Annotated in this window: 21 protein-coding genes; 17 read left to right on the top strand and 4 right to left on the bottom strand. The window is 31.6% G+C overall.

The features are described from left to right. The 17 genes from J1D01_RS03860 to J1D01_RS03780 all read left to right on the top strand — a co-directional run bounded on the left by J1D01_RS03860 (position 1) and on the right by J1D01_RS03780 (position 19,826). A complete protein-coding gene (locus J1D01_RS03860; protein WP_421149900.1) occupies positions 1–1,008 on the top strand; it encodes a protein kinase domain-containing protein in 1,008 nt (335 codons plus the stop codon). After that, entirely contained in the window at positions 1,008–1,577 is a 570-nt protein-coding gene (locus J1D01_RS03855; protein ID WP_421149899.1) for a phospholipase D-like domain-containing protein, read from the top strand. The genes J1D01_RS03860 and J1D01_RS03855 overlap by 1 nt, the downstream gene beginning before the upstream one ends. Positions 1,578–1,579: 2 nt before the next feature. Next, on the top strand, positions 1,580–3,001 hold the full coding sequence (locus J1D01_RS03850; protein WP_421149898.1) for a protein kinase domain-containing protein: 1,422 nt from the start codon (positions 1,580–1,582) through the stop codon (positions 2,999–3,001). Then, complete coding sequence (locus J1D01_RS03845) at positions 2,988–4,373, top strand: DUF4407 domain-containing protein (RefSeq protein ID WP_421149897.1); 1,386 nt, start codon at positions 2,988–2,990, stop codon at positions 4,371–4,373. Before J1D01_RS03850 ends, J1D01_RS03845 begins: the two co-directional genes overlap by 14 nt. 17 nt (positions 4,374–4,390) lie before the next feature. Next, positions 4,391–4,858 carry a thermonuclease family protein gene (locus J1D01_RS03840; protein ID WP_421149896.1) on the top strand — a complete coding sequence of 156 codons (468 nt, stop codon included), beginning with the start codon at positions 4,391–4,393 and terminating at the stop codon, positions 4,856–4,858. Next, positions 4,858–5,178, top strand: a complete 321-nt coding sequence (locus tag J1D01_RS03835; RefSeq protein WP_421149895.1) for a hypothetical protein — start codon at positions 4,858–4,860, stop codon at positions 5,176–5,178. The genes J1D01_RS03840 and J1D01_RS03835 overlap by 1 nt, the downstream gene beginning before the upstream one ends. Positions 5,179–5,633: 455 nt before the next feature. Further along, on the top strand, positions 5,634–8,006 hold the full coding sequence (gene hsdR / locus J1D01_RS03830; protein WP_421149894.1) for an EcoAI/FtnUII family type I restriction enzme subunit R: 2,373 nt from the start codon (positions 5,634–5,636) through the stop codon (positions 8,004–8,006). Next, positions 8,007–9,209, top strand: a complete 1,203-nt coding sequence (locus J1D01_RS03825; RefSeq protein ID WP_421149893.1) for a PD-(D/E)XK nuclease family protein — start codon at positions 8,007–8,009, stop codon at positions 9,207–9,209. It abuts the gene before it with no gap. After that, positions 9,206–10,636: an N-6 DNA methylase gene (locus tag J1D01_RS03820; RefSeq protein WP_421149892.1), complete on the top strand. Its 1,431-nt coding sequence runs from the start codon at positions 9,206–9,208 to the stop codon at positions 10,634–10,636. The genes J1D01_RS03825 and J1D01_RS03820 overlap by 4 nt, the downstream gene beginning before the upstream one ends. A 56-nt stretch (positions 10,637–10,692) precedes the next feature. Beyond that, positions 10,693–12,333: a restriction endonuclease subunit S gene (locus J1D01_RS03815; protein ID WP_421149891.1), complete on the top strand. Its 1,641-nt coding sequence runs from the start codon at positions 10,693–10,695 to the stop codon at positions 12,331–12,333. Beyond that, positions 12,330–12,929, top strand: a complete 600-nt coding sequence (locus J1D01_RS03810) for a hypothetical protein (RefSeq protein ID WP_421149890.1) — start codon at positions 12,330–12,332, stop codon at positions 12,927–12,929. Before J1D01_RS03815 ends, J1D01_RS03810 begins: the two co-directional genes overlap by 4 nt. Further along, entirely contained in the window at positions 12,911–13,090 is a 180-nt protein-coding gene (locus J1D01_RS03805) for a hypothetical protein (protein ID WP_421149889.1), read from the top strand. Before J1D01_RS03810 ends, J1D01_RS03805 begins: the two co-directional genes overlap by 19 nt. A 12-nt stretch (positions 13,091–13,102) precedes the next feature. Further along, complete coding sequence (locus J1D01_RS03800; protein ID WP_421149888.1) at positions 13,103–13,345, top strand: hypothetical protein; 243 nt, start codon at positions 13,103–13,105, stop codon at positions 13,343–13,345. 126 nt (positions 13,346–13,471) lie between these two features. Further along, a complete protein-coding gene (locus J1D01_RS03795; protein WP_421149887.1) occupies positions 13,472–16,195 on the top strand; it encodes a DEAD/DEAH box helicase in 2,724 nt (907 codons plus the stop codon). A gap of 53 nt (positions 16,196–16,248) precedes the next feature. Next, on the top strand, positions 16,249–16,659 hold the full coding sequence (locus J1D01_RS03790) for a hypothetical protein (RefSeq protein ID WP_421149886.1): 411 nt from the start codon (positions 16,249–16,251) through the stop codon (positions 16,657–16,659). A gap of 30 nt (positions 16,660–16,689) precedes the next feature. Further along, positions 16,690–17,394: a ribonuclease HI gene (gene rnhA, locus J1D01_RS03785; RefSeq protein WP_421149885.1), complete on the top strand. Its 705-nt coding sequence runs from the start codon at positions 16,690–16,692 to the stop codon at positions 17,392–17,394. A 23-nt stretch (positions 17,395–17,417) separates the two neighbouring features. Next, positions 17,418–19,826, top strand: coding sequence for a UvrD-helicase domain-containing protein (locus tag J1D01_RS03780; RefSeq protein ID WP_421149884.1), 2,409 nt, complete (start codon positions 17,418–17,420; stop codon positions 19,824–19,826). A gap of 337 nt (positions 19,827–20,163) precedes the next feature. On the opposite strand, the gene J1D01_RS03775 is transcribed toward J1D01_RS03780, so the two are convergent. From J1D01_RS03775 to J1D01_RS03760, 4 genes are all read right to left on the bottom strand, one after another. Further along, positions 20,164–20,880, bottom strand: coding sequence for a hypothetical protein (locus tag J1D01_RS03775; protein WP_421149883.1), 717 nt, complete (start codon positions 20,878–20,880; stop codon positions 20,164–20,166). A gap of 10 nt (positions 20,881–20,890) precedes the next feature. Next, the gene (locus tag J1D01_RS03770) at positions 20,891–21,484 is read right to left on the bottom strand and encodes a YkgJ family cysteine cluster protein (RefSeq protein WP_421149882.1); all 594 of its coding nucleotides are present in this window, start codon (positions 21,482–21,484) and stop codon (positions 20,891–20,893) included. A gap of 369 nt (positions 21,485–21,853) precedes the next feature. Then, positions 21,854–22,270 (bottom strand): hypothetical protein, encoded by a 417-nt coding sequence (locus J1D01_RS03765; RefSeq protein ID WP_421149881.1) that lies wholly within the window; start codon positions 22,268–22,270, stop codon positions 21,854–21,856. 57 nt (positions 22,271–22,327) lie between these two features. Beyond that, a complete protein-coding gene (locus tag J1D01_RS03760; protein WP_421149880.1) occupies positions 22,328–22,987 on the bottom strand; it encodes a hypothetical protein in 660 nt (219 codons plus the stop codon). Positions 22,988–22,989 lie beyond the last annotated feature (2 nt).

The raw sequence follows: 22,989 nt of genomic DNA, 5'->3' as shown, positions 1-22,989 counted from the left end.
ATGTCAAATTATCCTTCTAGAACAGATATTGTAACCGCAATGCGGAATCCCCAAGTAAGTTTCAAATCAAATGAAATTATTGGAGGTTCCGTGATTCAAAAGGGTTCGAGAATTATCCAATATTCAGGAGGATACACGACAGTGTTTCCGTTTAACAAACCTACGGGAAGTAAAGTTGCTGTTCGTTTATGGATTGCAGATATTGGTGATGCAAAAAAACGTTCTCTTGAAATCTCTAATTACCTAGAAAAATTAGACAATTCATATTTCGCAGGTTTTAAATACATAGATGATGCTGTCTTAGTCAATGGAACATTGCATCCGATAGTGTTAATGGATTGGGTTGACGGAAAAACTCTTAAAGAGTATATTAATTCAAATATTACAGATTCAACAAAAATTCTGGATTTAGCGGATAAGTTCAAACGAATGGTTAAATATTTCCATCAGGAAAATATTGCTCATGGAGATTTACAGCATGGAAATATACTTGTCAAAAATGATGGTTCAATTGTCGCTATAGATTATGACTCCATGTTTATAGCCCCATTAAACGGTATGGCAGATACTATAAAAGGCTTACCAGGGTATCAACATCCAGCGAGACAAATTAACAAGTTTGTAAATCCTAGTTTAGACTATTTCTCAGAATTAATTATCTATTTATCTCTTCTCGTTTTTGCTGAAATGCCCGGATTATGGAACACCTATTATGAGACAGAGGATTTACTTTTTTCAAAGGAAGATTTTTCGAATCCAAATTCATCTAAAATAATATCAGCCTGTTTAAAGTCTCCAAATAAAAATATTACTGATTTAACAGAAGAATTATTGGTTGAATTAAAAGCAAATGACATTTCTAAACTAAGACCTTTAGAAGATTTGCTCATTGACAAAAGAGAGGTTACTAAAGAGAATATATTTGGTAAGTGGGATAAACAACCAAATCCAGCTCAGAAAAAAGAAGTTACTCTTCCTAATAAAAATAACATTACAGATAAATTTTAATGGTAAAAGCGTACTTCAATAATATTCATTTGCAAATTATCCATCAGATTGATAATGCTCTATATGACATTAAGATTTGTGTGGCTTGGTTTACAGATTATGAAATCTATGAAAGACTTGTAGAAAAACAAAAACAAGGACTTAACATTGAAGTAGTTATCGCAAATCACAAGTTTAACAAAGCTAGTAGGGTGGATTTTAAAGAATTCCTAAAGCACAACGGAAAAGTTGGTTATTTAGGTAATATCAATGATGGTTCAAAAGATAGCTTTATGCACAATAAGTTTTGTGTAATTGATAACAATACCGTCATCACAGGTTCATATAATTGGTCGTTTAAAGCACGCTTGAATGATGAAAATATCCTTGTTATAAAGGATGACAGAAACCTAACAGATCAATTTGTATCTAAATTCAATGATTTAAAACCTCAGTTTGGATTTACCATTAAGAATAATAAAGTTTCTCTTTTACCTATTGAAAAAATTATGATGAAATGGGAAAAGAAACCAACACAAACAAAAGAACCCCCTAAAACCAATACAACCAACATTTTCAATAAGTTTTAGAAATGCCGAATAAACAAGACATATTAACCGCCATAAAAAACTTAGATGTTTTTCTTAAGCTTCCTGAACTTAAAGGAGCAAAAGCTAGACTTAATAAAAATGGAAGTCCATTTGTTTATGCAGGAGGTTTTAATATGGTTTTTCAACTTACTCACCAAGCAAAAAAATGGGCTTTTCGTGTGTGGCATGTACAAATGGGTGAAAATCAGGATAGATTCCTAAGGATTTCAAAATACCTAACTTCTAAAAAACTCCCCTATTTTGCTGATTTTATATATGATCAAAATGCCTTGTTAGTTAATGGGGAATTAGTTGATACCATTAGAATGGAATGGCTAGACGGAGTGCTTTTCAAAGAATATATTGAGAAGCATCTTGGAGAATCTGATAAATTAAAATCCTTGGCAGAAAATTTTCAAATAATGTGTCAGGATTTAAGAGATAACCAAATATCACACGGTGATTTACAAGAGGGTAATATTTTAATTACCATAAAAGGTGAAATAAAACTAGTTGACTACGATTCTATTTGTATTCCTGAGATTGAAGGTCAACGAGAGTTTGTTACAGGTTTAAAAGGTTATCAGCATCCCTCTCGTTTTAAAGGAGAAAATGCTTCACTAAAAGCTGACTATTTTTCAGAGTTAATAATTTACATCTCAGTTTTGGCCCTAGCCGAAAAACCTGACTTATGGAATAAGTATCAAGTTAAAGACACTCAATACCTATTATTTAAAGAAACGGATTTTGAAGATATTGAAAATTCCAATATTTATAAAGACCTAAGTCTTCTTTCTAAAGAAGTGGTTTTATTGTTGGGGATTTTAAAAGAATATATTTCTATTGAAAACTATTTAGATTTAGCTCCATTCACCTCTTACCTTAAGCCGCCTGAAATTATTGAGTTTAAAAGCGATAAAGATGTTTTAATTCAGGGCAGCAATATTAACATATCATGGGAAGTAACAAATGCCCAAGAGGTTTCTCTAAACAACAATATTGGAATTGTCGAAAATAAAGGTGATTTAGAAATTAAACCAAGTGATAGCTTTGAATACATTCTTACCGCAAAAGGATTTAAAGAAATCGTATCAAAGAAATTAGAAATACAAGTTTTTCCTACGCCTATAATTAAAAGTATTCAAATTGCTACTCCTGTATTTGAGAACACAATAAATCTTGCAATCCAAACTCCTGAATTTCCTAATATCGAATTGGGCATCAAAAGCTTTTCAAATAGTCTAAACGTAAATTTTGACAATTCAAATTACTCATCAATTGAGAAAGTCAAGTTTAACAAACTTGAGCCTAGTTTCGGAACTACAGAACTAAAAGAAAATAAATTGAATAAAATTTTCAACTCTATTAAAAATAATAGGGTAATTTCTAAAATATTAAATAATCAAATCAATGAACAGAATTAACCGTTTTTTCTGGTGGTGTGCCGGTGCTAATATTGAAATTTTAAAAAAATGTCCAACAGACCACGCTAAGTATTTTGGAGTAGGTGGTACGATTGTATTTACAGCGTTAATGGCTAGTTTTGCAGGAGGCTATGCTTTTTACACAGCTTTTAAATCGGCACTACCCTCTTTATTCTTTGGTGCATTTTGGGGTTTATTGATTTTTAACTTAGATAGATATATAGTTTCTACGATAGGTAAAGGCGACGGAACACAGAAAATCACTATTGAAGAATGGAAGTTAGCTGCTCCTAGGTTATTGATGGCCGTGCTTTTAGGGTTGGTGATATCTACTCCTTTAGAATTAAAAATTTTTGAGAAAGAAATAAAAACCGTTGTAGAAAGACTGAAAATTGATGAAGCTGTTATTTTAAAAAATGGAGATAGTACTTTCGTTAACAATTTAAATAGTTTGAAAAAAAGAAGGGCTTCTATTGAAAACGATATCAATAAGTTGACTTATGATAAAACAAGTCTTTCTGAGAATGCTGGTGCTTTTTTTGAAAACTCTATAACCGAACAAAAAGTTGACTTAAAAAATAAAGAATCTCTGTTGAAAGTGCTTCAGGATAAGGTGAATTCATCTTATAACTCATTTGTAAAAGCTCAAAAAGATTCTCTTTCATCTAAAATTATCAATCAAAGATTGGCAACATTGAGGTCGAATCAAGCCAAAAGAAATAGGGCAAGAGAGGAAATTAAATTAATTCAAAATAAAATAGAACAAACTAACAAAAACAAAGGAAATGCAATAGTAGACGAAAAGAATCGGATTAATGATCTTCTTACTAGTAAACAACAGGAGAAGGCATCTTTAGATGAGCAAATAGAATCAAAACAAAAAACTTTAGACAGAAAAAACATAGATTATGAAAATAAAACTGAAAACTATGACGGGTTTGCTGCGCATTTAGAAGCTATGCACATTTTAACAGATGAGAAGCCTTCTATTTTTTGGGCTAAATGGTTAATTACCCTATTATTTATATTCATCGAGGTAGCTCCTGTATTGTTTAAGCTTATGGCGGAGTCAGGCCCTTATGATGACATGATGGATAGACTCAAACACGAATCTTTTGTTAGTGAGCAACAAAAAATTTCGGATATAAATGACAATATTAACACATCGATGAAAATATCTGCTGAAAAAAATCAAAATAGGCTGGATGCTGAAATTGCAGCTAACAAGGCGTTGTTAAATAAAATCGCCTTAGCTCAAGCAGAAATAGCAGAATTAGCTGTTGAAAAATGGAAAGAAGAAGAAATTATTAAACTAAAAAATGGCGTCAATCATATCGTAAACAACAAAGCATCCAATATTAATAGTATATAATTAAAAAAGAATATCAAATGCGCCTCATCATTATTTTTATTTTTCCGTTTGTATGTTACGCACAAACACTATCAGGCAAAGCAGTTTCCATAACCGACGGAGATACATTTAAACTCCTAACCAAAGATTCTACGTTAGTTCGGATACGGTTAGCCAATATAGACTGTCCTGAGAGGAAACAACCTTTTTCCGCAAAGGCGAAACAATTTACATCAGACGCCATATTAGGAAAACATATAAAACTGAACGTCTTAAAACAAGACCGCTATGGTAGGTTGATTGCTTATGTCTTCTACGACACAAAAAATTTAAGCAAGGAATTGCTTAAAGCAGGCTTAGCTTGGCACTATGTTAGATATTCGGATGATGATTTGTTGCAAACCCTTGAAGATGGTGCTAAGAAGGATAAAAGAGGGTTATGGATTGAACCAAATGCGATAGCACCTTGGGAATGGAGAAGTAACAAGAAGAAAAAATCAAAATAATGAAGTCTTTAAAAATATTATACTTTATTCTTTTTGTTACATCTAATATTAGTGTTGTAGGGCAAACGGTTTATACAACAAAAACAGGAGAAAAATATCATAAAGAAACTTGTCGTTATTTAAAATATTCAAAGAAGACTATAAACTTAGATAGAGCTAAAGTGTTAGCTTATCAAGCTTGTAAAGTATGCAAATCAATAGGTTACAATGTACAAAATGTTAGTTCTTTTTCAGCTTCTAATAGTTCTAATACTTACCATCACCAGCAAAAAACAACTTTAGCAATACAATGCATAAGAAAAACAAAGTCAGGAGAATGATGTAAGTGCAAAACTAAAAATGCCAATGGCAGGTGTTATCTGCATTAGTTAGACAGAATACGGAAAACCACAAATAATCTTCTAAAAATTTCAATATCTTGTAAATAGCTAAATGCAAAATATCATCAATATGTCAGTCAAAATAAAGATAACTTCTATACACATAAAATTTATTAGTGTGTATAATGAATTAGATAATCTTAGTATAAATATTAAAGAAGCTACTATTTGCAAAACAAAACTAAATTGAATTAGGTAAAATTAGAAGCAATATTTGGTGAATTATTACATTACCTAAAGTTTTAGCAATTTCACTCTTTTTTAGATATGGAAAGTATAGTAATTTTAATAAGAACAGGAATTTGACAAAAGATCAATTTTTATATCTTTAGTGTTTGTTTAAAATTTATTATTAGTAGATTTCATTGCGCTTATTTCAATAGTTATTACATTAAATGAATAAAAAAGATCTTACAGAAAGAGATATTTGTACCAAATTCATAAACCCAGCTATACAAAGTTCTGGGTGGAATATACGTACACAAGTAAGAGAAGAAGTGTCTTTTACCGATGGTAGGATCATAGTTCAGGGGAAATTATACACGCGTGGTAAGAAGAAAAGAGCCGATTATATTCTTTACTATAAACCAAACATTCCAATTGCTATTATTGAAGTTAAAGACAATAAACACAAAGTGGGCGATGGAATGCAACAAGCTTTAGAGTATTCTGAAATACTACAAATCCCTTTTGTGTTTACTTCAAACGGTGATTCTTTTGTATTTCATGACAAAACAAAATTATCTGGTAACATTGAAGAAGAAATAGGCTTAGACAGTTTCCCTTCTCCAGAAGACCTCTGGAATAAATACAGTAAAAAAGAAGACCTTGATAAACCAGAAATCCAGGAGGTCGTAACTCAAGATTACTATGTTGATGATTCTGGTATGTCACCAAGATATTACCAGCAAAATGCAATCAACAGAACCATAGAAGCCATTGCAAAAGGTCAAAATCGTATTCTTTTAGTTATGGCAACAGGCACAGGAAAGACCTATACAGCATTTAACATCATTTGGAGACTCTGGAAAAACGGTGTTAAAAAACGTATTTTGTTTTTAGCCGATAGAAATGCATTATTAACACAAACTAAAAATGGAGACTTTTCAGCTTTTGGTAATGACATCATGCACATTATCAAAAACCGGAAGATTGACAAATCCTATCAGATCTATTTCGCCTTGTATCAGGGTTTAACTGGTACTGAAGAATCTAAAAATGCTTACAAAGAGTTCAGTAGAGACTTTTTTGATTTAGTAGTCATAGACGAGTGTCATCGTGGTTCGGCATCAGAAGCTTCGGCTTGGAGAGAAGTGTTGGATTATTTTAATGCAGCCACACAAATAGGACTAACCGCTACACCAAAGGAAACCAAAGACGTATCCAATATGGAGTACTTTGGTAAACCTGTTTACACATATTCCCTTAAGCAAGGTATAGAAGATGGGTTCTTGGCGCCATATAAAGTGGTGCGTATTTCTATGAATGTGGACGAAGGCTGGAGACCAATAACTGGACTCATAGATAAATATGGTAACGAAGTGCAAGACCGTATCTATAACCTTAAAGATTACGACCGTAATTTGGTTATTGATGAACGTACCATTGAAGTCGCAAAAAAAATAACAGAATATCTCAAGGCAACAGACCGCTTTGCTAAAACAATCGTATTCTGTACAGATATAGACCATGCAAACCGAATGCGTCAAGCCTTAATAAATGAAAATGCAGACTTAGTCGCTAAGCATTGGAACTATTGCGTTAAGATTACAGGTGATGATGAGGTTGGCAAGCAGGAGTTAGACAACTTTACGGATGTAGAAGAACGTTTCCCTGTTATCGCAACAACCTCTAAAATGTTAACGACTGGTATCGATACAAAAATGGTTAAATTCATTGTACTAGAAGCTAATATAGGTTCGATGACTGAGTTCAAACAAATCGTTGGTCGTGGTACACGTATTAGAGAAACAGAAGGAAAGGTCTTTTTTACCATAATGGATTTTCGTAAAGCCACCAATTTGTTTGCAGATCCAGACTTTGATGGAGACCCAGTGCAAATCTATGAACCAGATAAAGGAGAAACAGTTGTGCCGCCAGATGTTGAAGAAACAGATGATATAGATTCTATAGAAAGTGATTTAGGCGGCTTTATATCAACAAGTGTCCCAAATATTGATATAGATGAAGAGGAAGAAGAAGTGAAAAAATACTATGTAAATAATATCAAGGTTACCGTTGCAAATGAGCGCGTGCAGTATTATGGTAAGGATGGTAAACTAATTACAGAATCTCTTAAAGATTATACCAAGTCTAACATTAAAAACGAATATGAATCGTTAGATGCCTTTATTCAAAAATGGCAAACCTCAGAAAGTAAAGAAGAATTGTTAGCTGAGTTGGTAGATTGTGGAATTTTAATTGAAGCATTAAAAGAAGAAGTAGGTCAAGATCTAGATCCTTTCGACCTTATTTGTCATGTAGCTTATGACCAGCCACCGTTAACTAGACGAGAACGTGCCAATAATGTACGCAAGCGAAATTATTTTACCAAATATGGAGAAACCGCTCAAAGGATATTATTTACACTTTTAGATAAATATGAACAAGAGGGTATTTTGTCTATTGAAAAAGGATCTATACTTAAAGTTCAACCATTAAATCGATTAGGTTCACCAGTAGAACTAGTTAAGGCATTTGGAAAGAAAAGAGATTTTGAACAAGCTGTTCAGGAACTAGAAAACGAAATTTATAAGGAGGGAGCTTAAATGGAAATAATAGAATTAGAGAAAGAATATAAAAATCTACTTTCTGATGATTTGTATGATCAATTGTTAATAAGGACTCAAGAACCGAACATTTTTACTATTCTTGGAGTTGCCGATTATGAGATTAGACATTCAAATTTTTTGGGGTGGTTATTAGACCCTCACGAATTTCATGGCTTAAATGATTTGTTCTTACAGAGAGTCTTACAAGATGTGCTAATCGATGAAAGAGCAAAAGGAATTTCTATTATAGAACTCAGTAATCTTAATTTAAGTGATGTCGAGATTAGAAGAGAATGGAAGAATATAGATATCTTGATTATTACTAAGAATTTTGTAGTCTCTATTGAAAATAAAATTTGGTCAAGCGAAAGTCATGGTCAATTATTAAAATATAAAAATATAGTTGAAGAAAATTTCCCAAAGAAAAAAAAGTGCTTTGTTTTTCTAAGTCCTACGGGACAGGATGCCTCACAGAGTGATATATACATTTCTTATTCTTATAATAGAATTGCTGAAATTTTAAACTCTATTTTGAATAGTAGGTCAAAGATTATTAATGCTGCGATACTTCAATATATTAAAGATTATTTAACAATAATAAAACAAAACATTATGAGTGATGATAGTTCAAACATTTGGGCTAGACAATTGTACAAGAATCACAAAAACTTTTTTGACTTTGTATTTAGAAATAAACCTGATATATGGTTTGATTGTGCAGAAATTTTAAATGAGAAAGTTATAAAACAAGGGTGGATTTTAGGCTCTAAAAATAAAGGATATGTTAGGTTTATTCCACCTAGTTTAGAACCTTTAATTCTAAAGTATAAAAAAGCAAATGGGTGGCCAGATAAAGAGGCTTTCCTATTTGAGTTTGACTTTAACAATAAAAAGAAAATATATTTTAGATCAACGGTGTCTCCTGCTGTAGATTATTTTGATTACGATAGACGGATTGTAGAAATATTAAGTGAATTAGATGGTGCGAAAGAAAATTTAGGAGCTAAATGGAAATGTCATTTTAGCAGTGTTTTGAGTTGGAACTTAGAAACATTTATTCTTGAAGGAGATGAGAAACAACAACAAAAATTGGATGCCTTTATTGAGGCTATAAAGCCTATTGTGGAAAGAGTAGAAAAACAACTTTTAAAATATAAAGACGAACTTTTAATACTCAAAGAAGGAATAAACAAAATATGAGCAACATAACAACCAACATAAAAGGCATTCGCGATATCATGCGAAAAGATACGGGAGTAGATGGAGATGCACAACGTATCTCGCAAATGGTATGGATGCTATTCATGAAAATATTTGCCGATAAAGAAGAAGAATGGGAAATCACTATAGACGATTACGAAAGTCCTATTCCAGAACACCTCAAATGGAGCAACTGGGCAGAGGATGATGAAGGCTTAACGGGCGATGCCTTGATGGATTTTGTCAATAACGAGCTTTTTCCTGCCCTAAAAGACTTGGATATCACCATAAGTCCACAAGCAAAAATCATACGTTCGGTATTTGAGGATACCTACAACTATATGAAAAACGGAACCCTGTTCCGTCAGGTGATCAACGAGATTGACAAGATAGATTTCAACAGTTCGGAAGACAGGCATCTTTTTAACGATATATACGAAACCATCTTAAAAGAACTGCAATCTGCCGGTAGTTCTGGGGAATACTATACTCCAAGAGCGGTAACCCAGTTTATGGTAGATATCATCGACCCGCAATTGGGCGAAACGGTATTGGACCCAGCATGCGGTACGGGCGGTTTCTTGACCTGTACCATAGACCACATGCGCAATCAGGTAAAAACACCCAAAGACCGCGATGTCTTACAAAAGGCCATCAGGGGCATTGAGAAAAAACCCTTACCGCATTTACTGTGCACCACCAACCTTATGCTGCACGGCTTTGATCTGCCTGCCGTAAATCGTGGCAACTACTTGAACAAACCCTATGCCGATTGGGGAAGTAAGGACAAGGTAGATGTAATATTGACCAATCCACCGTTTGGAGGGGTAGAGGAAGACGGTACCGAAACCAATTTTCCGAGCAAGTTCAGGACCAAGGAAACGGCGGACCTGTTCTTGGCATTGATCATTAAACTCTTAAAAGCTAACGGTCGTGCTGCGGTGGTGTTGCCCGATGGCACTTTGTTCGGCGAAGGGGTAAAAACCAGATTGAAAAAAGAATTGTTGGAGCGTTGCAACCTGCATACCATAGTACGCTTGCCCAATGGAGTGTTCAACCCCTATACGGGCATTAAGACCAACCTGTTGTTTTTTGAAAAGGGCACACCGACCAAAGAGGTATGGTATTTTGAACATCCCTATCCCGAAGGTGTAAAGAGCTATAACAAAACCAAGCCGATCCATATTAAGGAGTTCGATTTAGAAAAGAAATGGTGGAACAACCGCGAAGAAAACAAATACGCTTGGAAAGTACCAGTAGCAGATATTGTAGCGCGCAACTACAACTTGGATATTAAAAACCCCCACCAAGAAGCAGACGATTTAGCTTCACCGGAAGACATCTTAAAACAATACCAGGCCACCGAAAAAAACATTGAAAGCATCCAACAAAAAATTATGGATGTATTGAACGAAGCCTTAAACTAAAAATTACTGCTTTGTCACCTCGAGCGCAGTCGAGAGGTCTCAAAGTATCTCTTTACATGAAACACCTCTTACAACATTTTAAAACCCTTAGTAAGCATCCACAAAATGCTGAAGAATTAAAAAGCTTAATTCTGGATTTAGCGTTAAGAGGAAAATTGACTAATGATTTTAATAAAGAACGAATTCAGTCCATTGCTGATAAAACTGAAGGCTACTATGAGTTACCAGCAGATTGGTATTGGGATGAGTTTGACAATCTCGTTGATTTTCAAATGGGAAAAACACCTCCATCAAAACGCTTTGAATTTTGGGAAGGTGATCATCCTTGGATTAGTATTGCTGATATGGATACTTATAAAACGATTTATGAAACCAAAAAAACGTTAAGTGATTTAGGGCTAAAAAACTATTTTAAAAATGGTTTAGTTAAACAAGGAACTCTAATAATGAGTTTTAAATTAACAATTGGGAAAACTTCAATTCTTGGTGTTGATGCATGTCATAATGAAGCTATTATTTCAATTTATCCTGGGAATGAAATAACACAAGATTATTTATTCCGTTTTTTACCAATTATTTCAAATTGGGGAGTTCAAGTGAACGCTCTCATGGGGAAAACTTTGAATAAAGGAAAAATCCAAAGATTAAAAATTCCTGTTCCACCACTCGAAGAACAAAAAGCCATTGTAGAAATCGTCAATAAATTATTTAAAGAAGTTGAGCAATTAGAAGAACAAACCAAAACCAGAATACAACTTAAAAAAGACTTTGCCACCTCGGCGTTGCAACGTTTGTCACAAGCTGATAACCTTGAGCAAGAATGGCAATGGTTACAAAGCCATTTTACGGAGTTCTTTACCGAAAAAGAGAATGTAAAACAACTACGGGACGCCATATTGCAATTGGCCGTTCAAGGTAAACTAACGTCAAAATGGCGCGCTCGTCACCCCGAATTCGTTTCAGGGCCTCACCACGCTAGCGAGCTCTTAAAACGCATCCAAACCGAAAAACAAGCACTCATAGCCCAAAAGAAAATCAAAAAGGAAAAACCCTTGCCCCCAATTACCAAAGAAGACATTCCTTATGAGTTACCTGAGGGTTGGGTTTGGTGTAGGTTGCAAGATTTAGTAAATGTTGGAACTGGTTCAACACCACCAAAATCAAACTCTTCTTATTATAATGGTACAATACCTTGGTATACGAGCTCTGCTACCAATGATTTATATGCAAAAGAATCAGAAAAGCTTATTACAGAAAAAGCGTTACAGGAAACAAATTGTAAAGTGTTCCCAAAAGGAACATTAATTATAGCAATGTATGGTCAAGGAAAAACACGTGGTCAAATTAGTGAATTAGTTATCCCTGGAGCAACAAATCAAGCTGTTGCAGCAATGGTTTTCTATAAAACTTCAAAAGACTTTAAAGAATATATTAAATACTTCTTTAGGAAAATTTACGATGAAATTAGGCTTTTAGCAGAAGGTGGAGCACAACCAAATTTAAATGTAGGTAAAATTAAAAATACGATTCTACCACTTCCACCACTAGAAGAACAAAAAGCCATTGTAGAAAAAGTAAATGCTTTAATGGCCTTATGCGATAGTTTGGAAGAACATATAGAAAACAGCCACACCCAAATAACGCAACTCATGCAAAGTTGTTTGAGGGAGGTTTTTGAGGAAAGAGTATCAGCATGAGTTTAGAATTACCAAATAATAGATTAGAGTTCATCATTTCTCAAGCTTGGGCAATCCTATTTGCAAAAATTGTATTAGGCACTCAATACATAAACAAAGAAGCATCCTTACAGCTTCAATTAGCGAAGTTAATGCAAGAAATAGGAACTGCTTATTGTATCTATCCTAATGAGTTTTTTGTTGTTGAGCTCGAAACTGGTCTTGGTAGAAAAAGCATAGATATTACATGCTCACTTGGTAATACAACAGCGGCACTAGAATTAAAGTGCTTTAGGAAACAATCTAATAGAGCCAAGGATTTAGATATGTATGATGCATTAAAGGATATACAACGACTAGATAATTACGATGAATATGAAGAAAAGTACTTTATATGTTTAGCAGATTCAAGCTATTATGCGGAATACAGACATAAAGGAAAAGCATCTTCCGTAACCACTAGAAATGGCACACGTTATGATGCAAATACACCAATAGTTCCGGCTTGGAAAGGACAGTGGAATGTGTCAAGAGATGCAAGTATAACTTTAAAAAAGGAGCTTATCTGTGAATGGACTAATAAAAACAATTGGTATTATTGGTTCGTGAAAAGATAATTAATAATGACAAACTTGAAGAACAAAAAGCCATCGTCAAGCAGGTTAATAGTTTAATGGCCTTATGCGATAGTTTAAAAGAGCATATAGATAACATCCAAACCCAAATAGCGCAACTCATGCAAAGTTGTTTAAGTGAGGTGTTAGAGCCAGCGAATTAAAATCATAATAATATGAACCCAAAAGAAAAATCAATTTATGCAGTTTCACTTTTAAAAGAGGCTATTTTAGAAGTAATAAAACAACATCCTGAAGGGATTGGTAATAGTGATATTGCGCGTTCGCTTCATCTTGAATCAGATTTTGAAGGTAGCCAGAAGAATTATTTGTCTTGGTCTATCATCGGATTACTTGTAAATGAAGGTAAAGTAAAATATAAAAAGATAGGTTCACGTAAACTGTATTTTACTGCTTAATTTGATTACAGAAGACACTGGTTAAGGTGTTGGAATTAAAGGAATAGAAAAAACGAGTCACACCCAAGTAGAGCAACTCTTGCAAAGTTGTTTACTGTAGGTTTTTGAAGAGTAATTGAACAAAATATGTCGGAATCAATATTAACACCAAAAGAAGTAGAAGCTCATTTTCGTGATTATCAATTAAGCGCAGTAAAGAAAATGAAAACCTATATCGATTCCTTTAAAGCAAAAGAAACAGAAGGTTCTGCTTTAGTCGCAATGCCAACAGGAAGTGGTAAAACAATTGTAATTGCAGGGCTCGCTGCTTGTCTAAAAGATGTAAAAGGTGTTCTAATCTTATCACCTAGAAGACCAATCGTAAATCAATTATTCAATGAAATTTCCAATGAAATATTCAATGTGAAATTTACAGATTTAAAGAAGAAGCCCACTAAATCTGTTTATGATATTGATGTTACTGAGGATCAAATAAAAGAAAATCCAATTATCTGTTGGACTATTCAGAAATTAAATTCTGTATATAACGAAAGAGAAAAAAATGAAATTTATAACCTTCTAAAAAAACATATACAATTAATACTCTTTGATGAAGGCCATTATGAACCAGCACCTAAATGGAGTGATGCAGTAAGATCATTTACAGTGCCAAGAATAATTTTTAGTGCAACTCCTTTTAGAAACGACTTCAAAAAGTTTGATATAGATTGGAAAAATAACGTTTATAAAATCGGCTACCAAGAACTAATTAAAAGGAAATATATTAGAAGTATCAACATCCATGATATCGGAAGTCAAAACAAAATAGAACATGTAATAGATAATTTATTATCGAGAATTAATTCAACTAAAAGCTCAGAAAACAATAGATTAATTATTAAATGTGATAATGTAGAGTCGATATTAAAAATATGTAAAATTCTTAAAAATAAGTCAATTGATTTTATTGCGATTCATGAAACTTTTAAAAATAGATTTAAAGATGCGAATAAGGCTATTGGTAAGTATTTGTACCAAACTGTTCCAAAAAATCAAAATGAACGAACAGAGCAAATTTGGATTCATCAATTTAAGTTAATAGAAGGTATAGATAGTTCTAAATTTAAATATTTGGCGATTATAGATCCTATGACTAGTACAAGGAGCCTTGTTCAACAAATAGGTAGGATTATAAGAATACCTGATGATAAAGAAATGTTAGGTGAAGTTTTTAATTATACAGAACATAACTATAAAGATGAATGGAATAGGTTTTTAGAAGTTGATGCAAATGGAAACCTAACGCAAACATTAGCCTATAATATCTACAATCAAATCGTAGATTCTCTTGATGAATCTTATTATGTAGATAAAAAAATGAGATCTACATTAACAAGGACGACATTTGAAGATTGGAGATTAGAAGATCTTAAAGAAAATTTATTACTTCCTTTAAAAGTTAATTTAATTTCAAAAATCAGCGAATTTGACTTTGATTCTTTTAAAGTTAATTATTTGGATAAAGAATTAGAAGATAAAGACCACTATATATTCAAAAGCATATTTGGTGCTAAATCACTTTTATATCTGTATTTTACTATTAATAACTCACCTTATTTAAAAGAATCATTTTTTCCAGAATTAACCCATCATATTTGTTTTGTAAAAGAAATGAAAAATTTCATTTTCTTCTATGATTCGGGCAAAATGTTACCCGTAGGGCGTGATGATTTAGGGTTAAGATATGGTATAGATTCTAATATTCTTAAATCAATATTTAAAGAAACAGGTGATACCGTAGTTAGTAGAATCGCTTTAAAAAATACCAATATCGGGTCTTCTGAACCTCACTCTCATTCATTCATGGCTTCATCCATTGAAGATACAACAGGTTATTTAAACGATTTTTCCCATTTTATGAGTTCTACTTTTGGACATTATAAGGATAAAAAAGTATATAAAGAATATAAAAACCCAGATTTAAAAAATGAGGAATATCAGATTAGAACTTATTTAGGGTTTGGTACTGGCAGGGTTAGTCAAAGTGAAGGGAAAAATGTGAAGTTCAAAGAATTTTTAGATTGGCTTGACTATTTAAATAGCTCATTGGAAAGTCAATCTGATTCGACAAGTGTATTTAATAGATATACTACTGAAATAACTAATGAAAGCGATGATATTCCTCAATCAATAATGCTTGATTTATTTGATATAGAGATATCGTCTGATAATTTTAAAATAGGCAATATTGAAGAAGAATATATAGATGAAGAGAAAGAAATTTATCAACTCAATGATACATTTTATCTTATCGATTTTAATGATAGTAAGTATCAGTTTAATTTAAAGATAAACGACACGAATTATCCTATAATAATTAAGTATGATGATAATCGTAAAAAGTTTAAGCTTGAGTCTGATACACTAAAAGGAGATATTCAATTGGAAGATGCTACAACTAATCAAAAAGTGATACAAATTCTTAAAACAATTAACCGAAAGCAGTGTTTTAGAATTATTACCGAGAAAGGTCTATCATACTCAGGAGGTAGATTTTATAAACCTCATTTCAAGTTTGGAAAACATTTTGACGAAACACTTTCACCTTTAGCCTATTCAATATTTTCCATAGATAAACTGGATGAATTACATTCGGAAAAAGGAACTAAAAACAATGACGATGGTGGCTGGGATGAAAATTCATTATTTAATTTAATTGATCAACGAGGTAAAGGTTCGGATTTAGAAAAGCATATGCTTGATGTAGGCGAAAAAGAAGAGTTTTTATTATGTACTGATATGCAGACAGAACCGGCAGATTTCATATGGGTCACTAATAAAAAGATAGCTTTTATCCATATAAAAAGATAGCTTTTATCCATATAAAAGGTAAAGGGAATAGCGCAGACGTCAAGAAGAGTCATGTGTCAGCATCAAATATTGGTGAAGTTTGTAATCAAGGGCTTAAAAACGCCCACTATTTATCAATATTCGACAATTCAATTCCTCACAATCATAAGTCTTGGAAAAACGCATGGAAATTGAAAAAGGATAGTGATTATACAGTAAAACGCATTAGGTCAATAATACCTGATGCTGTTGATAAAGATGATGGAAAATCCATATGGGATTATGTTGCGAATAAGAAAATGAACGAGAATATTTCAAAGGAAGTTTGGTTAGTAATGGGTTATACATTTAATAGAAAAAAGTTTCTTGAAGAAATTAGCAGTAAAAATCCATCTGCCGTTTCAAAACATGCGGCTTTAACGTTAGAAGGAACAATGGCGAATATTAGATCTTTAGGAGTAAAGTTTAAAGTGTTTTGCAGTTAGTACTGCTAACTTTATTTGAAATAATCAATAATGAAAACTTTAGAAATACCTGAAATAGAGCTTTTTACCGATGGCGGAGCAGAGCCCAATTCTGGTAAAGGTGGGTTTGGCGTTATTCTGAGCTATAAAGGAAGAAAAAAGGAGTTTTTTGAAGGTTACGAATTAACTACCAATAACCGAATGGAGCTAATGGCCGTAATCTTTGGCTTGGAAAAAATTAAGGTAAAAGCCAAGGTTACCGTGTATTCAGATTCTAAGTATGTGGTAGATGGTATTGTAAAAGGATGGGCAGAAAATTGGGAACAAAACAATTGGATCCGAAAGAAGGGTAATTTAGTACTCAACAAAGACCTATGGGAAAGATTGTTAAATGTTATAGATAAACATGAAGTTGAATTTAACTGGGTGAAAGGGCATGCTGGCCATTTGGAGAATGAACGTTGTGATGCCCTAGCCAATAAAGGAATTAACGCTGCCAATAAAATTAAGGATGAAGGTTATTTAGATTACTTGGATAATATTGAAGATTATCAAGAAAAAAAACTAGAAAAAGAAGGAGATTTATGCAGAAAGTGTAATACACCAACAATAAAAAAAACACCTAAAAAACGAAAGGTTAAAAAAAATCAGATTTATTATTATGAGTATTATTTATACTGTCCAAACTGTAAGGCTATGTACATGGTAGAGGATGCAAAAAGAGAAGTGTCAGACAATAATAACACCTTGTTTTAAATTACCAAAATCAAATTTACTTAATGAAAAATTTATCAACCAAAACAGATTTAACTTCTTTAAATGATAAACAACGTGAAGCTGTAATATCTGAAAGTAAGCGTTTACTTGTGCTAGCAGGTGCAGGTTCAGGAAAAACAAAAACATTGCTTCATAAAATTAACTATCTAATTGATGATAAACTTGTTGATGCTAAGAATATTCTTGCCGTAACGTTTACCAAGAATGCAGCAAATGAGATGCTAGATAGAATGATTGTCTCAGCAGACAAGACAGGATATTATGAAACCTTTTTAAAAACAAAAGGGATTACAGTTTCCGAAAGAAACAAAGAGCGACAAAATTATTTAAATAAATTTCCATGGTTAAGTCGGTTAACTATAAAAACAATTCATAGTCTTTGTTATCAGATTATTAAAACAGATGGTGTACATGTATTTGATAATCAATTTAAAATAGTTGCAGATAAAAAAGGTAATAACGAGTTTATAGGAAATATAGCAGAAGAATCCGTAAGCGATATTATTGAAAAGGTCACAATAAACTTGTCTCAAAATAAAGAATTTATTTTAAGGTTAAAGCGTTACATATTAGACTATTTTGTTGATTTTGTTCATATTGATAATGCAAAAGAAGAGTTTAGACCAGAAGGCAAGTTTTTTACGAGTTTAAAAGGGGATAAAGTACGTTCTAAATCAGAACAATATATTGCAGATTGGTTATATCGTAATAGTATAGACTATGTTTACGAACCCGAGGTAAAGGTTGGTAAATCAACCTTTCACCCAGATTTCTTTATTCCCCAAGCTAATGTGTATTTAGAGCATATTAGTAATAAAAGTCATCCGTCTTTTTGGAAAGAGGGTAAAATGAAAATAGCTGGGAATACCTGCATAAAAACCTTTGATGATGCCACTCATAATTCTGCGGTTTTTAATGAGGTTTTAGATCGTGTTATTAAAGGAAGAATAAGTGCCGATTTAAGCTCCGCAACTGTATTGCGTTACGAAGAAGAGTTTTCAAATTTCAGAAAGGAAATCAAACGTTTTTTTAGGGAAGTTAATGAAGTAAGAAACAAAATAGTAAATTCAGAAAAACCATTAGCTCAAATTGTAGAAGAAGCTTCAAAAAGTGAGTTTGAAAGAGTACGTATGTTCTATGAATTAGCAATTCCAATTATTAATGCCTTTAATGAATATTGTACAAACAGGTCTTACTTAGATTTTGATGGTTTATTAACAAAAAGTATTCAGCTATTAGAGGAATATCCTAAAATTAGAGAAAGATATCGAGATAAGTATAAGTATATTTTAGTAGATGAATTTCAAGATGTTAATAATTTACAAGTTAAGTTGTTAAACCTGCTAACAAAAAAAGAAACACAATTGTTTTGTGTAGGCGATGATTGGCAAAGTATATATGGTTTTAGAGGTTCTGAAATAGGATACATAGTCAATTTTAAACAGCATTTTTCAGATTCAGAATTATTAACCCTAAATCTAAATTATAGAAGTACGGATTCAATAGTAAATGCATCAACAGAAGCTATAAAGAAAAATAAGTTTCAAATTCCTAAAGATATCAAAGCAGTAAAGCGTGGTGGACAAAAGATTAAAATTTTCTATGAAGAACAAGAAGGGCAGTCCAATTCCTTTATTTGGGAAACCATTGAAAAGCATATCGAAGAAGGCATAAGTCCTGAAGAGATACTGGTGCTTTACAGACGTTCAGCAATGGCATCTGATTTAAAACAGGTACTAAAGGGTAGTGGACATAAAATACAGTTTAAAACCATACATAGTGCTAAAGGGCTTGAGGCTAAAGTTGTATTTATTTTAGGATTGCATTCTAATAAAGGAGGTTTTCCAGACCCTTGGTTACAAGATAAAATTTATCAGGTCATAAAACCTACAAATTACGATTACTTGTTAGAAGAAGAACGAAGGTTATTTTATGTAGCTTTAACTAGAGCAAAAGATTATTTGTATCTAATATCTCAAAAAGGGGCAGTATCAGATTTTATAAGAGATATCCCAAATGATTTTGTTTTTCAAGATCAAGCAGAATTAGATGAAACAACTAATAAAATTATACTTTGTTCAAAATGTGAATCAAAACTAGAAGAGCATTTTAAATTTTGTCCGGAATGTGGTGAAAAGATTGGAGGTAATCCAATTTTATACGATGCTGATTTGTTTAATAAAATTAAAACAGAAATACAAGCAATTCCATTAGAGTACACGGGATATTTAGAGTATCATATCTATAAAGCGAGACTAGAAAATCCGAGAGCTTATGAGCCATGGAGTTCAAGAGAGTATGAGCTGTTAGAACAATGTAAAGATAAGTTTGAGATGGAAACTCTTTGTGAATTATTTGGAAGAAGCAAAGACTCTTTGTTAGGAAAATTAGACGATGGAGCAGTTTTTTGATTTATATAAAAATACAATTCCTTCTTGTAAATTAAAATAGGAGTGTAGCTCAAGTTTATTAGACTGCATATTTTTCTAAGGGGGCTAAAAAATTAATTAATTGTCTATTTTTTTATTGCAAGTTCATTACATTGTATTACGCAAATTAGTTCTTAATACATAATAATTTGAAATAAGGTTAGAAAATATCACCTAATTATGATGCGCAAATTTATTGGCTAAAAATTAATGATGTTGTTATGGATTTGTAGCATTTTTTAACCAGTGTGAGGTTAGTTACAAAAAATTATTCTACAAAAAAATTGTACCTAAATAGAACAATAAAAAGTTTTTATATCTAAGTTTTTTCTTGTGTAGCGTTTATTTTTATTATTTGTGAATACCCAAATGATTTATTCCATTTATTTATTGGATAAACTTTATAAGTAATGTAGAATTCTGAAATGCTTTTTGGAATCTTAACTTTTAGGTATAGTAACTCAAAAACATAACTTTCCAAACTTCCTTTAAAAATTACCAACTGGTCATTTAAGTTTAGGTAATTATAGTATTTTCTAATCTCTTTAGAAGGGATTAGTTCTTTTCCAAATTCACCTTCATATGAGTCATCACAATATAACGCATCAATAATGGCAGATTCAGTTTCAACTTCTAATATTTGTATTACTTCGTTACTCTTAGATATGTTGCAGAATGAAACAACTAAATTGTAATCCATTAAATCACTATATCCAATATTATTGAATATTATAGGCAATTCATATATTTCTTCTTTTGATTCTTTTAAAATTCTATTCCTATCTTTCCACTTGTTTAATTTGCTGTATTTTAAATTCTGAATTTTTTTTGAAAATAATTTGGGGTTAAAATGGAATTCATCAAATTCGTCATATTTACCTAGTTTTTTTATATCAATTTTTCCACTTTCAATTTCCTCAAACGGTAAGATTCCAATAATAATAAATGGTCTATTTACAAATGATATTATAAACAAGATTAGAGGATAGATACCTAAAATTGCTATAATTAATGAAATAATACCAATAACATCCATAACTAAAAATTCAAATTCTATAACTCAATAACTCATCCAGTTCAAATATTTTATACTTGTTAATGGGAACATTTCTTTGAGAAACCATGGATTTATAATCATAATCATATTCGTCAATTTCATATACCTTTTGCAGCCATTTATTCGAAATGTTCATATCATTTATTATTTTCATGCCATCTGTTTTAAAATAATTAGCTGTTTTATTATTTTGAGCTAGAGGACATAAATTATCGAGTTTAATCAACCAATTTCCTTTTTTATCTGGTTCAAATATTAGAGGATAAATAAGACACATAATTGGTTTGTAACCTCTTACATTACAAGAAAAATCCAATTTAAGAAATGGGCATGGGTCTGAACATTTTAGAATATCAATAATTTCACCATTAATCATAACACCATCTAGATATTTATCTCTAAAAGTTTCTACAGAAATACCATGCTTGTGAGCCATATATTCTGCTTCTCCTGGTAATAAACTACTAACTTTATTATACTCGCATTTTCCACCGCAATCTTGACAGACTTTAAAAGTCTGTTCAGTATCACCCTTGAAATTAGAATGAACCTCATTAAATAGATCAAAAGTATTTTTATCCATTTTTCTTGTTTTCAATGATGAACAACGGCTAGATAATAACAATTGTATTTATAGAATGCTACCTAAATATAGTAATTATTCTTACATTTTTGAAAAGTTTTTATAAAATTGAAATTTTTTTTAAAAATTTTAAATGGATATTTCTTTAGTTCAAAAAGAAATATTCTCAAAAAAGTTGAATTTTATTCATAGATTTTTCCATTAAAAGGAAAGGGTAGTTGTATATTAGAAATGAGGAAATACGTGTGTATTTTTTATTATCATATAATAATGGAGCGATTATTATATTTTCTATTCTAAAAAGATTAATGGTTGAGTATTATGTGTTTAATTTTTTTAACATAAGTTAAAATTACTTAGTTGTTTTCTTTAAAAATAAACAATCATGTTAGTTTCAATATCAAAATAGGGGATAGCCCCATCTGATCTCGGAGGAATGTTTTTCACCTCATAGTATCTAGAGGTCAATTTATTTATTAGTTCTTTTATATCCCCTTTTGTAGCGGCTTTATTATCATTTTTGGTTACAAGAGCTTTGATTCCATCTGCTAATAAACTACCTGCGGCAGCATTACCAACTCCAGATAGACTCATAGAATCTTTTTGCTCTGTGTTTTCAGATTTAGGTAATTTTTCTTCAGATGTAACAGGTAAATTGCCTTTAGTTTTTCTTTCATGATAGGCCTTAGAACGACAAGTATTACTACAATATTTTTGTACTCGTCTTCTCTTAGGTACAAATTCTTGATAGCAATATTGGCATGTATAATATTTTTGATTTTTCATTTTAACGTAATATAAACGTTTGTTTTACGCTAAATTAGTGTAATTTTATGTGTTTATTCACTTAATTTGTGAAAAATCTACTTGAAAAACAGTTTGTAATAAATACACATCTACTTCTTTTTCTGTTAATTTTTGTTTTCTTCTTCTATATTTTTTATTTCCAATGTTTTTAATAACAGTATTAAACTTTTTATCTGAAATAATATTTGAGGTGTGCTCAATGACATTTTCTAGTTTTTCATTTTCAATAGGTTTAGTAACTAAAAAGAGGCTTTGTAACTTTTCTATATGTTGTTTAGTGAGTTCATACTGTAAATTAAAGAGGTTTGTAATTTCTTCATTTACGTTACTTATAGAGTTTAAATTATTTTTTAACCAATCATAAACATATTTACAAGCAGCCACATTTTTAAGGTAGTTATTCAAAATAAATTCAAAAGAATCTTTTTTGAGTTGATCTTGAAATTTATGTAATTGAAAAATGTTATTATCTAAATTGTTTTGCTTATTAAGAAGTTCTATAGTAAGAATACAGTTTTCAATATATGAGATATCTCCTGTTATTTTTAAAACAGCAAGCTCATCTGTAACTCTAAATTCTTTAAAACCTTCTTTAGCTTTCTCAGAAGCATTTGGGAATAAACTACTAGGTATATAAAAGATACTAGGGCGATACAGCCCCATAATTAAATCTTGTATATCATTGTTAAAATTCATGC

The sequence above is a fragment of the Seonamhaeicola sp. NFXS20 genome (assembly GCF_049132085.1).
In the GTDB taxonomy this organism is placed as follows: domain Bacteria; phylum Bacteroidota; class Bacteroidia; order Flavobacteriales; family Flavobacteriaceae; genus Seonamhaeicola.
This window is presented reverse-complemented; position numbering and strand designations above follow the sequence as displayed.

Excerpts from the sequence above, each read along its gene's own strand:
- J1D01_RS03770 (WP_421149882.1), bottom strand. The coding sequence starts at position 21,484 with ATGGATAAAAATACTTTTGATCTATTTAATGAGGTTCATTCTAATTTC.
- J1D01_RS03800 (WP_421149888.1), top strand. The coding sequence starts at position 13,103 with ATGAACCCAAAAGAAAAATCAATTTATGCAGTTTCACTTTTAAAAGAG.
- J1D01_RS03795 (WP_421149887.1), top strand. The coding sequence starts at position 13,472 with ATGTCGGAATCAATATTAACACCAAAAGAAGTAGAAGCTCATTTTCGT.
- J1D01_RS03780 (WP_421149884.1), top strand. The coding sequence starts at position 17,418 with ATGAAAAATTTATCAACCAAAACAGATTTAACTTCTTTAAATGATAAA.
- J1D01_RS03815 (WP_421149891.1), top strand. The coding sequence starts at position 10,693 with ATGAAACACCTCTTACAACATTTTAAAACCCTTAGTAAGCATCCACAA.
- J1D01_RS03760 (WP_421149880.1), bottom strand. The coding sequence starts at position 22,987 with ATGAATTTTAACAATGATATACAAGATTTAATTATGGGGCTGTATCGC.
- J1D01_RS03850 (WP_421149898.1), top strand. The coding sequence starts at position 1,580 with ATGCCGAATAAACAAGACATATTAACCGCCATAAAAAACTTAGATGTT.
- J1D01_RS03810 (WP_421149890.1), top strand. The coding sequence starts at position 12,330 with ATGAGTTTAGAATTACCAAATAATAGATTAGAGTTCATCATTTCTCAA.
- J1D01_RS03820 (WP_421149892.1), top strand. The coding sequence starts at position 9,206 with ATGAGCAACATAACAACCAACATAAAAGGCATTCGCGATATCATGCGA.
- J1D01_RS03775 (WP_421149883.1), bottom strand. The coding sequence starts at position 20,880 with ATGGATGTTATTGGTATTATTTCATTAATTATAGCAATTTTAGGTATC.
- rnhA (WP_421149885.1), top strand. The coding sequence starts at position 16,690 with ATGAAAACTTTAGAAATACCTGAAATAGAGCTTTTTACCGATGGCGGA.
- hsdR (WP_421149894.1), top strand. The coding sequence starts at position 5,634 with ATGAATAAAAAAGATCTTACAGAAAGAGATATTTGTACCAAATTCATA.
- J1D01_RS03855 (WP_421149899.1), top strand. The coding sequence starts at position 1,008 with ATGGTAAAAGCGTACTTCAATAATATTCATTTGCAAATTATCCATCAG.
- J1D01_RS03845 (WP_421149897.1), top strand. The coding sequence starts at position 2,988 with ATGAACAGAATTAACCGTTTTTTCTGGTGGTGTGCCGGTGCTAATATT.
- J1D01_RS03825 (WP_421149893.1), top strand. The coding sequence starts at position 8,007 with ATGGAAATAATAGAATTAGAGAAAGAATATAAAAATCTACTTTCTGAT.
- J1D01_RS03765 (WP_421149881.1), bottom strand. The coding sequence starts at position 22,270 with ATGAAAAATCAAAAATATTATACATGCCAATATTGCTATCAAGAATTT.
- J1D01_RS03840 (WP_421149896.1), top strand. The coding sequence starts at position 4,391 with ATGCGCCTCATCATTATTTTTATTTTTCCGTTTGTATGTTACGCACAA.
- J1D01_RS03835 (WP_421149895.1), top strand. The coding sequence starts at position 4,858 with ATGAAGTCTTTAAAAATATTATACTTTATTCTTTTTGTTACATCTAAT.
- J1D01_RS03860 (WP_421149900.1), top strand. The coding sequence starts at position 1 with ATGTCAAATTATCCTTCTAGAACAGATATTGTAACCGCAATGCGGAAT.